This window comes from Candidatus Endomicrobiellum pyrsonymphae (assembly GCF_020328025.1).
Lineage (GTDB): Bacteria > Elusimicrobiota > Endomicrobiia > Endomicrobiales > Endomicrobiaceae > Endomicrobiellum > Endomicrobiellum pyrsonymphae.
This window is the reverse complement of sequence record NZ_JAIXMZ010000046.1, coordinates 1-10,626: the sequence shown is the minus strand read 5'-3', so window position 1 is coordinate 10,626 and position 10,626 is coordinate 1. Positions and strand designations below refer to the sequence as shown.

Annotated in this window: 12 protein-coding genes, 1 tRNA gene and 1 pseudogene; 3 read left to right on the top strand and 11 right to left on the bottom strand. The window is 35.2% G+C overall.

The genetic code is table 11. The annotated features are described in order from the left end of the window. Positions 1–238: hypothetical protein (locus LE180_RS04830; protein ID WP_374134332.1), on the bottom strand; the 238-nt coding region annotated here is incomplete at its 3' end. Positions 239–844: 606 nt separating this feature from the next. On the opposite strand from LE180_RS04830, the gene LE180_RS04825 reads away from it, so the two are divergent. The 3 genes from LE180_RS04825 (at position 845) to LE180_RS04815 (ending at position 3,235) form a co-directional block, all read left to right on the top strand. Continuing rightward, a complete protein-coding gene (locus LE180_RS04825) occupies positions 845–1,600 on the top strand; it encodes a type IV toxin-antitoxin system AbiEi family antitoxin domain-containing protein (protein ID WP_374134331.1) in 756 nt (251 codons plus the stop codon). A gap of 98 nt (positions 1,601–1,698) precedes the next feature. After that, positions 1,699–2,526 (top strand): nucleotidyl transferase AbiEii/AbiGii toxin family protein, encoded by an 828-nt coding sequence (locus LE180_RS04820; protein ID WP_374134333.1) that lies wholly within the window; start codon positions 1,699–1,701, stop codon positions 2,524–2,526. A 472-nt stretch (positions 2,527–2,998) separates the two neighbouring features. Next, positions 2,999–3,235 (top strand): hypothetical protein, encoded by a 237-nt coding sequence (locus tag LE180_RS04815; protein WP_374134330.1) that lies wholly within the window; start codon positions 2,999–3,001, stop codon positions 3,233–3,235. 158 nt (positions 3,236–3,393) lie between these two features. On the opposite strand, the gene infB is transcribed toward LE180_RS04815, so the two are convergent. From infB to LE180_RS04765, 10 genes and pseudogenes are all read right to left on the bottom strand, one after another. Continuing rightward, positions 3,394–5,700 (bottom strand): translation initiation factor IF-2, encoded by a 2,307-nt coding sequence (infB, locus tag LE180_RS04810; RefSeq protein ID WP_374134329.1) that lies wholly within the window; start codon positions 5,698–5,700, stop codon positions 3,394–3,396. A gap of 246 nt (positions 5,701–5,946) precedes the next feature. Next, positions 5,947–7,203, bottom strand: a complete 1,257-nt coding sequence (gene nusA / locus LE180_RS04805; protein WP_374134328.1) for a transcription termination factor NusA — start codon at positions 7,201–7,203, stop codon at positions 5,947–5,949. A 10-nt stretch (positions 7,204–7,213) separates the two neighbouring features. Further along, a complete protein-coding gene (gene rimP / locus LE180_RS04800) occupies positions 7,214–7,669 on the bottom strand; it encodes a ribosome maturation factor RimP (RefSeq protein WP_374134327.1) in 456 nt (151 codons plus the stop codon). 348 nt (positions 7,670–8,017) lie between these two features. Beyond that, positions 8,018–8,695 carry a 50S ribosomal protein L1 gene (gene rplA / locus LE180_RS04795; RefSeq protein WP_374134326.1) on the bottom strand — a complete coding sequence of 226 codons (678 nt, stop codon included), beginning with the start codon at positions 8,693–8,695 and terminating at the stop codon, positions 8,018–8,020. A 177-nt stretch (positions 8,696–8,872) separates the two neighbouring features. After that, positions 8,873–9,307 carry a 50S ribosomal protein L11 gene (gene rplK / locus LE180_RS04790; RefSeq protein ID WP_374134325.1) on the bottom strand — a complete coding sequence of 145 codons (435 nt, stop codon included), beginning with the start codon at positions 9,305–9,307 and terminating at the stop codon, positions 8,873–8,875. Positions 9,308–9,412: 105 nt separating this feature from the next. Then, the gene (gene nusG, locus LE180_RS04785; protein ID WP_374134324.1) at positions 9,413–9,943 is read right to left on the bottom strand and encodes a transcription termination/antitermination protein NusG; all 531 of its coding nucleotides are present in this window, start codon (positions 9,941–9,943) and stop codon (positions 9,413–9,415) included. Positions 9,944–9,956: 13 nt separating this feature from the next. Next, positions 9,957–10,145: a preprotein translocase subunit SecE gene (gene secE, locus LE180_RS04780; RefSeq protein ID WP_374134323.1), complete on the bottom strand. Its 189-nt coding sequence runs from the start codon at positions 10,143–10,145 to the stop codon at positions 9,957–9,959. Positions 10,146–10,174: 29 nt separating this feature from the next. Continuing rightward, a tRNA-Trp gene (locus LE180_RS04775) sits at positions 10,175–10,245 on the bottom strand. A 16-nt stretch (positions 10,246–10,261) separates the two neighbouring features. Then, positions 10,262–10,414, bottom strand: a complete 153-nt coding sequence (gene rpmG / locus LE180_RS04770) for a 50S ribosomal protein L33 (RefSeq protein WP_374134322.1) — start codon at positions 10,412–10,414, stop codon at positions 10,262–10,264. 122 nt (positions 10,415–10,536) lie between these two features. Further along, a pseudogene (locus LE180_RS04765) lies at positions 10,537–10,626 on the bottom strand (elongation factor Tu); the annotation flags it as partial.

Below are 10,626 nucleotides of genomic sequence, written 5' to 3'. Positions count from 1 at the left end.
CAGTGGCGTTGTCAAGGTCACACATTTCAAACCGACTACCCACTAGCTTCATAGTCGACCCAACTTGCATTACATCCTCTGCCACCCCAGTGGTTTTAATGTCGTTCTCAAATATATTCAACTCTACATTCCTTCCTAGCCCACTTACTCCACTCCCACTATCCTTGTTTCCTCCGCATGAACTCAATACCAAACTAAATATCACAACAACGCTTATCACTCTCTTGAAATTAATCATTCTAATACCCTTCCGTTCTTGTAGTCCAGACTCTTTAAACTCTTCTTACTTTGTTCTTCAGAATCTAAACTCTATTTTCGTACTCTTTTAAATAATCAAACTACAACTGTTGTCATTATACAAATTTAATCCCTTACTTTTAACATTTTAACCTTTTAAACCTCAAAATCTCAAACACATATTGCACATTTTGAAAACTGGTATAACGAAGTTAACAGCAAGGGTTGGGTCAAAGGTTTGGCTTAAGCTAAACCTTTGGGATTGGTGTAAATTATGCGAGACGCAAAATGCAATATTACAACAAATTTTATGCGCTTGCACAGACATTGGAATTACCCGCGCTGTCCAAAAAGCAACGCCTTTATTGAGTGTTTTTGCAGAATGGTAAAAGAGCAGTTCGTTTATAGAAATGAAGATTGTTTGGCAAATAAGAAAATCAAAAGATGACTTTTTTGGTATGATACGCAAGGAGGACACAAATCTTTAAACTACAAAACTCCACTTCATTATTTGCAACTATTTCATAATTTCCTAAAGCGCGCAATATGTTGAAATGTTTTGCAATATATTGACAATTTACTTTAAAAATATTATCATTGGTCTATTATGAATAGACTGAAATCATTATTTTTAAAAACACTAATACAAACTTCTGACAACATAATAACTTCTGCTTGGCTTAAAGATCGAGGGATATCTAAACAATTACAATATAAATATAGGCAGAGTGGATTATTGCAATCTATAGGGCGAGGAGCTTGCGTGAAATTTCCTGCTGGCAAAGTAACATTCGAGGAAGCTTTACATGTTTTGCAACAATCTGGATTTAGAATACATGTAGGTGGCTATTTTGCCTTATCGTTAAAAAGTAAAACGCACTATGGAAAAGTAAAAAATACATGGAGCATTTTTTCTAGTAGAGATATAAAAGCACCGGAATGGTTTTTAAAATATTCTTTTACTGATGATTGGAAACATTATAAAACCAATTTTCTGCCTGAAAATATAGGGTTAGAGGATTTTGAAGTAAATCAAAGGATAGTAAAAATTTCTTCTCTGGAACGAGCGGCATTTGAGTTATTGTATCAAACACCAAAAAATGAACCGGTACAAGAGGCATATGAAATATTTGAATTTTTAATGACCCTTAGACCAAATTTATTGCAGCAATTATTAGAGAATTGTAAGTCAATAAAAGTTAAAAGATTATTTTTATATCTGTCAGAGAAATTTAGCTACTCTTGGTTTAAATATATAAATTTAGAATCAATAGACTTAGGTTCTGGTGTACGAGTTATTAGCAGGTATGGCAAATTTAATAAAAAATATAACATAGTAATTGAAGAAAGAGCGAATGAATAAAAAAGAGTCATATTACAAGCAAGTAAAACTATTACTATCTGTCATGCCATATTTAAGAGGTGAAGAATGTTTTGCGTTAAAAGGCGGAACAGCAATCAATTTTTTTTGTTAGAGATTTACCAAGGGTATCTGTTGATATAGATTTAGCCTACGTAGGTTTTGAGAAAAGAGAAATTGCTTTTAAAAATATAGATGACGCTTTACTACGGATATCGAATAAACTTAATAAAATTAGTATTAAGTCCACTATTATAACATGTTATGATGGTATAAAGAAAATATTGTGCAGTTTTGGTTTAGCAGAAATTAAAATAGAGACCAACTATAACGCTAGAGGTTGCATATATGAACCTGTTTTTATGCCAATAAACCACAAAATTGTAGAAGGATACGGAGTATTTTTGGATTTTAGGATATTGTCTGTAGCGGAGTTATACGGCGGGAAAATCCACGCTGCTATCAATCGACAACATCCAAGGGATTTGTTTGACATAAAAATTCTACTACAAAACGAGGCAATAACGCCAGAAATTAAATCAGCTTTTATATATACTATACTGATAGACAGTGGCGCCCATTATGAACTTTTAAATCCAACTGTTAAAAACCAACAGTCTGCGTTTGAAAAATATTTTAATGGTATGAGTGAATTGCCTTTTACACATCAAGATCATGAAGAAACATTAAAAAAATTGATAGAGACTATACATCATTCTTTAACAGAGAAAGATAAAGCGTTTATATTAAATTTTTATTCGTTAAATCCAAACTGGGAATTAGTTAATATTCCAAATCTGCAAAAATTACCGGCTGTACAATGGAAAATATTGAACTTACAAAACTTGCAAAAAATGAATAAAACCAAATTCAACGAGCAGCTATTTAAAATACAACAAGCATTTGACATACATGCCTCAAAAGGATAAAAAGAAACCAAAATCAGCTTTTTTAAAAGAATTAAATAGCGATTTGAGCGCTCACCAGTATCTGCAAGTATTTGCGGACATTGGAATCATATATAAGCCAAAGCATACTCAATAAAACTAAAAATAGTTTAAAAATAGTTTGGTTATTTAGCCAACAAAGTAGCAAACTTTGGCGCTTATGTGTATAAAGGACTAGGAACTCTATGAATGAACTCAAAAATAGCAGAAGCAATAACAAACGAAATCAAAAAAGTACGACAGATGTCTCTTGAATCCGAAATAAAAAAACAAAATGAAACTAAAAATAGTTTAAAATAGTTTGGTTATTTAGCCAACAAAGTAGCAAACTTTGGCGCTTATGTGTATAAAGAACTAGGAATTCTATAAATGAACTCAAAAATAGCAGAAGCAATAACAAACGAAATCAAAAAAGTACGGCAAATGTCTCTTGAATCCGGAATAAAAAAAACAAATGAATGACGACGGAATAAAAGAACAGGCAATTTCTCCGGAAACCGTCGCAAAAGAAGTGATCGCCTATATAACAAATCTTTTACAAAAACATAACTGGACAGAAGAGGAAGCCGGTAAAGCGCTAATATACGATTTGATTAAGAACGCAAGACTGAAAACATCTGCTCAAGGGACAGATAAATGGAAAAATATACTAAAGATTTATAGTACAAGATTGAAAAATTTAGCGAATTAAAAAATGGAATACCTGCAGAAGCGTGGATGTTTTTTGATGCTTTGATGGTTGAATATACAGCAACATGGAAAGCAAACGATTGTTTATTAAAAATATCTGTAGAAAAATATATGAGATTAAAAGGACTAAAAAATAAAAATCATACTTATAGCAGACAACTAATTATTTTCTAACTTTCTTGCAACTTTTTCAAAAGTAAAGTTTTCAATTACATCGCCTGCTTTGATATCTGAGAAATTTTCAAGACCAATTCCACATTCGTAATCTTTTTCAACCTCTTTGACATCGTCCTTAAATCTTTTGAGAGAAGAAATATTTCCTTCAAAAACAATAACATTATCTCTCAACAATCTTACTTTTGCTCCTCTCTGGATTTTTCCGTCCACTACAGAACAGCCTGAAATAGTTCCATGTGTTGAGAGTCTAAATACCTGTTTAACAACTGCTTTACCAAGTATTTTCTCTTTCGTGTCAGGATCAAGCAAACCTTCCATAGCCGCTTTAACATCGGCAATCAAATCATAAATAACTCTATAAACGTTTATACTTACTTTTTCTACTTCTGCAAGTTTTTCGACAACAGCATCAGGACGTAAGTTAAAACCAACTATCAAAGCATCTGAGGCAACTGCTAAAGCAACATCTGACTTCGTAATCGCACCGGCATCCCTATGTATTATTTTTAGGCTTATTTCAGAAGTAGAAAGTCTTTCAAGAGCATCGCCTAAAGCGCCCAAAGAACCCTGCACGTCAGTCTTCAATATTATTCTTAAATCTTTTGCCTGACCCATATTTATATCCGCCAAAGACAAATGATGTCTTGGTTTTAAAGAAGTTTCTTTTGCTTTCAGTTTTCTAGATTCTGCAACTTCTCTTGCTTTAGCCTCATTTTCAACTACAAGAAATTTATCTCCTGCCTGAGGAGGTTCATTAATACCTAATATCCCGGCAGGAGTGCTTGGAAGCGCTGTATCAAACCTTTTCCCGTGTTCATCAGCCATCGCTCTTACTTTACCATAAGTCGTACCCACAACTAAATTATCACCTATTTTTAAGGTCCCACCTTGCACTAAAAACGTTGCAATAGTACCTTTGCGAGAATCGAGTCTTGCTTCTATCACTATTCCTTCTGCATTTTTATCAGGATTTGCCTTTAGTTCCATCATTTCCGCTTTAAGTAAAATCATTTCAAGTAATGAATCGATGTTGATTTTCTGTTTCGCAGAAATATCAACCATTATCGTATCTCCACCCCATTCTTCAGAAATAAGACCATAATTGCTTAATTCTTGTCTAATTTTCTGAGAATCAGCGCCCGGCATATCTATTTTATTTACTGCAACTATAATTGGCACATTTGCAGCCTTTGCGTGATTTATGGCTTCAACAGTCTGAGGCATAACGCCATCGGTTGCGGAAACAACAAGCACAATTATGTCTGTAGCTTGAGCGCCTCTCGAACGCATTGCCGTAAAAGCTTCGTGTCCCGGAGTGTCTAAAAATGAAATAAACTGCCCACTTGAAGTTTTGACTTTGTACGCGCCTATATGCTGAGTAATTCCACCATGCTCGCCTGCAATAACATTACTGCTTCTTATAGAATCTAGAAGAGACGTCTTGCCATGATCAACATGCCCCATAATAGTAACCACGGGAGGGCGCTGCTTTAATTTTGTAGGATCTTCCTCCTTAATAGAACCTATTTTCTCTCCAGCATAAATAGAATCCATCTTGGCATCATACCCGAACTCGCCAGCTAAAAGAATAGCCGTATCTGCATCAAGTCTTTGATTGATAGTAGCAAGACTTCCCATTGAAAGAAGTTTTTTTAAAACATCGCAGACACTCAGTCTCATTTTATCGGCAAGCTCTCTTACAGTTACCAACTCGTTAATTAGAATTGTACTTTTAAATTTATTTTCGTTCAAATCTTGTTTAGGTGATCCCGTTTCTATAGCAACTTTTAATTCTTCGGACTTTGCAACAAACTGTCTCTGTTCTGCCAATTTTTGTTCAACAACCACTTTTTCAGACAACACAACAATAGGTTTTTCTTTTTGTTTATCAACTTTCGTTTCTGACGGAGCTTTTACAATCGATCGCAAATGATCGGCAACGACAACATGCTGTTCTTTTGACACATCTTCTTTTTTCATAACAGGATTTTCTTTAATTACACGTTTTGCACGACGACGAGTTTTTTCTTCAACATTAATTTTTTTAATAATTTTCTTCTCACTAGAACTAACTTTTGCCGCCTTTGTTCTAACAGTTTTTGTATCAGATTTTGACTCAGTTTTTTTAGACACAACTTTAGTTCTAACTGTTTTTTTAGCGGATGGAGCAACAGCTTTTTTTACTATTTTTTTAGCCGAATCATCTTTTGTTTTAGCTGATGATACGGTTTTCTTTTTTATAGTCTTTTCTTCAGAATCTTTTGATTTATTAACTCGTTTCAATGACATAAACACTCCCGCTATTTATCGACGTATAGTCAAATCGTTTTAAATTGCGCCAACGCATGATACAATAAGCTCTACTGCGAAAAACGACAAAACACGCTGTTTGTCCATCGCGAGACTCGCGACGCTCACAAATCGTGGCGACTAAACAACAACAATGCTGGATTGCTTCGTCATTTCATTCTTCACGAGAACACCAATGGTACCATCTAAGCGATTTGACCACAGTAACTTTATTTTGCAAAACGACTAACGTCTCAAGCTTTTTTTTGCCGACTCAATAATTTTTTCAGCAGTTTTAGGACCTATACATGGCAAAGTAATAAGATCTTCAACTGCAAGTAGCGCTAATTTCTCCATATCTGTAAATCCTGCCTTAACAAGTATCTTTCTAGTTTTTTCGCTGAGATCTTCAAGTTTTTCGAGCGCCTCAGTTTGTCTTTCAACTTTTGCTTCGCTTTCATGTTTCTTTTGTCCCTCAGACTTCACATCAATGCGCCAACCAGTAAGTTTTGCGGCAAGTCTTACATTGTGTCCGTTTTTACCAATAGCTAAAGACAACATATCATCAGTTACCAATACTTCCGCTTTTTTATCCTCTTCGGAAATAATAACTACTGAGATTGTCTTTGCCGGAGACAAAGCGCCAGCTATGTATTTTGCAGGATCAGAGAAATAGGACACTAAATCTATTCTTTCTCCTCTTAATTCATCAATAATAGGTTTGATCCTTGCGCCCCTTACCCCGACACACGCACCCACAGGATCCACTTTAGGATTGTTCGATGACACAGCAATTTTTGTCCTCATTCCGGCATCTCTTACAACGTTTACTATTTCTACAATTTTTTCATAAATTTCCGGAACTTCCAATTCAAAAAGTCTCTTTACAAGTTCTGTACTTGCTCTTGATAAAACAATCTCCAAACCTTTAATGTTCTTTTCGACCTTTACAATTACAGCTCTTATGTACTGACCTTCATTAAACTTTTCTTTAAAAACCTGCTCGCTGCCAGGGAGAACAGCTTCTGTTTTGCCCAAATCTACTATAAGGTTTTTATTTGCTATGCGATATATAGTGCCGGTTGTAATTTGTCCGACTTTTTCTTTCATCTCTTCAAATAGAGAGTCTCTTTCAGACTCTCTAATTTTCTGCACAATAACTTGCTTCGCTGTTTGCGCGGCAATGCGCGAGAAATCTTGAGTATCAAGATATATTTTTACTTCAGCGCCAATCTCAGAACTCTGTCCAAGTTTTTTTGCATCCTGAACACTTATCTCTACAAGAGGCTTTGCAACATCTTTCACAACAACTTTTATCACACTGGCAACCATTTCTCCTGTTTCAGTATTAACTTTAGCCTCAACATTAACGTTTCTGCCTACATGCTTTTTATACGCTGATACAAGAGCATTTTCTATCACTGTCAAAATGTCTTCCTTCCTAATTTTCTTATCTTTTTCAATCTGCTCAAGAGCCATTAAAAGTTCGCCCTTTTCTGCCATATCTTTCCCCCTAAATATCTGTCTCTATATTAGCTTTTTTTATATCTAAAAAATTTATATCTACTATACCGTTTGTTGCATCGTTTATTTTTACTTTCCCGTCGCTAAAATCCAAAAGCTCACCTAAAAAATTTCTTTGATTATTAATTGACTTTAGAGTTTGAATTTTTACTTTACTGCCTATAAAACGCTTAAAACTCTCTTCTTTTTTCAATACTCTGTTGAGACCGGGAGAAGAAATTTCCAAAATATAAGACTCTTTTAATATATCACTCTTATCTAAAACATTACTAAAAACATGACTAACGCGCTCGCAATCACTCATCGTTATACCATGGTCATTATCAATAAAAATCCTGGCAATCCAATCACCATCTTCTTTAACATACTGAACATCAACTACTTCAATTTTTTCTTGTTCTGCTACAGGTTTCAGTAGTTTTTCTATTTCTTCTATTTCGCTCATTTTACATTTTCCTTCACAAAAATAAAGGGCGGCTACGTAGCCACCCTTTACTATCAACTAACTTTATATTGATAAAGCACGCCACTTAAATTTCCGAGGAAACTTTGACCGTTTTATGGGGAGGTAGCACCATATTGACCAAATAAAACAGACGAAATTTACCGAAAAGGGCACATAGTCCGTAGGGTTAGCTCAAAAACAGCACGCTACTCCGTTTGGACTTCCTAGCTAGATGAATGAGCTGTTGCTTTGTCAGCCCGCCCCACATTGCATCTATTTTTGAGCTAACGCAATGCATCAATATAAAGTTAGTTGACTATAGATACAAAAATTTATCCAAAAAGCAACTTAAATTTTCTGCTCAACAAATATGCCCGGACCCATTGTTGACGAAACTGAAATGCTTTTTACATACTGCCCTTTCGTGCTTGAAGGTTTTGCTTTTACAACAGCATCTATCAAAGTTTTTATATTATCTGCTATTTTCTCTTTTTCAAAAGATGCCTTTCCTACAGGAACGTGAATTATTCCGAAAGAATCGTTCTTATACTCAACTCTTCCTTTTTTAAGTTCTGTAACCGTAGCGCCAATTTCAAATGTTACAGTGCCTGATTTTGGATTCGGCATAAGACCTTTAGGTCCAAGAATCTTTGCAACTTTGCTCAAATCTTTCATGGCGTCAGGAGTTGCAACTAAAACATCAAAGTCAAGTTTGCCTTTTGATATGTCTTCAATCAGTTCGTCAGAGCCCACAATATCAGCGCCTGCTACTTCGGCTTCTTTTTGCTTTTCATCCTTTGCCAAAACTGCAATTTTTCTTGCTTTACCTAAACCTTGAGGCAACGATACTGTACCTCTTACCATTTGATCACTCTGCTTAGGATCAATTCCAAGTTTAATGTGAAGTTCAATCGTTTCATCAAATTTTGCCTTTGCCGTTTCTTTCACAAGAGCCGATGCTTCCTCTATTGTATAAATCTTACTTTTATCAACTAATTTCGCAACTTCATTTAATCTTTTACTCATTTTTTCTCTCCGTGGTCGCCGTCGAACCATAGCCAACTGACTTTATTATTTGATACAATCGCGCCAACATAAAATTTAGTTAACCAATAATCGACTCCCGCTCTATTTTCCATTTCAATTCGTTAAGAACGAATTGTTTTCACGCGCTTTAAGTTTAGGTGAGTTTTGTAACGCGTACTACTTGACTATATCAATACCCATACTTCTTGCAGTGCCCTCAATCATAAGCTTTGCGGCATTAATATCTCCGTTCGCATTTAAATCAGGCATTTTTTGCTTTGCTATTTCTTCTACTTGAGCTACAGTAATTTTGCCAACTTTATTCCTGTTTGGAATACCTGAGGCTTTTGCGATACTTGCCGCTTTTTTTACCAAAGCAGATACAGGTGGCATCTTTGTTATAAAAGTAAATGACTTATCCTCAAATACTGTTATAACTACAGGTATTGTCATGCCTTTTTCCATAGTCTTTGTTTTCTCATTAAACTGTTTACAAAAATCCATAATATTTACACTCTTCTGTCCTAACGCCGGACCTACCGGTGGCGCAGGACTTGCTCCACCTGCTGGGATTTGTAATTTAATCATTGCTTTTACTTTCTTTGAGGCCATTTTGTGTTACTCCCGTATCGCTTTCATATCGGCGAAACTACAAATCACCGACCACCGAAGGATATTAATTGCTGGATCTGTTAAAAAGATTCAATTTCGACACTTCTATATTTTTTCGACCTGTAAGAAATCGAGTTCTACGGGTGTAGGTCTTCCAAATATTGTTACCATAACCCTAAGTCTGCCTCTCTCCTGATTTACCTCTTCAACAATACCGATAAAGTGCTTAAACGGTCCTTCTACAATACGAACAGTTTCCTCTTTTTCAAATGATACTGCCGGTCTAGGCTTAGAGGCATCCGGGTTGGCAACTGTGTTAAGAAGATTTGCAACCTCATCTTGCGCCATCGGAACAGGCTTTACGCCACCCAAGAAACCTGTAACTCCTGCAGTATTTCTGACAAGCCAATAAGTCGTATTATTCATAGTCATCTCTACAAAAACATACCCGGGATAAAATTTTCTTTTTTTTATTCTTTTTTTATTTTGTTTTACTTCAACTACTTCTTCAGTAGGAACCAGTATTTGCGAAATAGTATTGCACATACTTAAATTTACAATAGCCATTTCTAAACTCTTCTTCACCTTATCCTCATGACCTGAATAAGTATGAACAACATACCATTGGTTTGCCATTTTTTACTCCAGCTTATAACATAATGCCTACAATCGCGCCTAAAAATAAATCAACAATACTTACAAAAATAGACATGATAACAACAAAAACAACTACAACTACAGTAGTTCCAACAACTTCTTTTCTACCAAGCCACGTAACCTTTGCAAGTTCATAATACGCATCTTGAAAAAACTGTGTAACGTTCTTAATTAAATTCATTTCATACCTTCAACAATATCATTGAAAAACGGGGACAGAAGGATTCGAACCTCCAAAGCTGGTTTTGGAGACCAGCAGTTTACCATTAGCTTATGCCCCCAACCGCGAACTGTAAACTACTTTGTCTCCTTGTGACCAGTACGCTTTCCGCAATTTCTACAAAACTTTTTCAATGCAAGTTTTCCTTCTTGTTTTTTGTTTCTGTCAAAATAATAATTTCTATTTTTGCAAACACTGCACGCCATAACTATAATAACTCTTTCTGCCATCTCGTTTAATTCTCCGATTCTTTTTATGTGTCACAAACAACGTGACTAATACGTATTTCTTTCTTTTTAAGATTACAGAGTGCAGTGTCCTATTTTCTCTCCACCCTACACATTATACAATATTATTCAACAATTTCAGTAACAACGCCTGAACCAACTGTTTTACCACCTTCTCTGATTGCAAATCTTAACTGCGGTTCCATCGCTATAGG

What these genes read in the sequence shown, in the direction of transcription:
- LE180_RS04825 (WP_374134331.1), top strand. Translation starts at nt 845, where the DNA reads ATGAATAGACTGAAATCATTATTTTTAAAAACACTAATACAAACTTCT.
- LE180_RS04815 (WP_374134330.1), top strand. Translation starts at nt 2,999, where the DNA reads ATGAATGACGACGGAATAAAAGAACAGGCAATTTCTCCGGAAACCGTC.
- infB (WP_374134329.1), bottom strand. Translation starts at nt 5,700, where the DNA reads ATGTCATTGAAACGAGTTAATAAATCAAAAGATTCTGAAGAAAAGACT.
- nusA (WP_374134328.1), bottom strand. Translation starts at nt 7,203, where the DNA reads ATGGCAGAAAAGGGCGAACTTTTAATGGCTCTTGAGCAGATTGAAAAA.
- rimP (WP_374134327.1), bottom strand. Translation starts at nt 7,669, where the DNA reads ATGAGCGAAATAGAAGAAATAGAAAAACTACTGAAACCTGTAGCAGAA.
- rplA (WP_374134326.1), bottom strand. Translation starts at nt 8,695, where the DNA reads ATGAGTAAAAGATTAAATGAAGTTGCGAAATTAGTTGATAAAAGTAAG.
- rplK (WP_374134325.1), bottom strand. Translation starts at nt 9,307, where the DNA reads ATGGCCTCAAAGAAAGTAAAAGCAATGATTAAATTACAAATCCCAGCA.
- nusG (WP_374134324.1), bottom strand. Translation starts at nt 9,943, where the DNA reads ATGGCAAACCAATGGTATGTTGTTCATACTTATTCAGGTCATGAGGAT.
- secE (WP_374134323.1), bottom strand. Translation starts at nt 10,145, where the DNA reads ATGAATTTAATTAAGAACGTTACACAGTTTTTTCAAGATGCGTATTAT.
- rpmG (WP_374134322.1), bottom strand. Translation starts at nt 10,414, where the DNA reads ATGGCAGAAAGAGTTATTATAGTTATGGCGTGCAGTGTTTGCAAAAAT.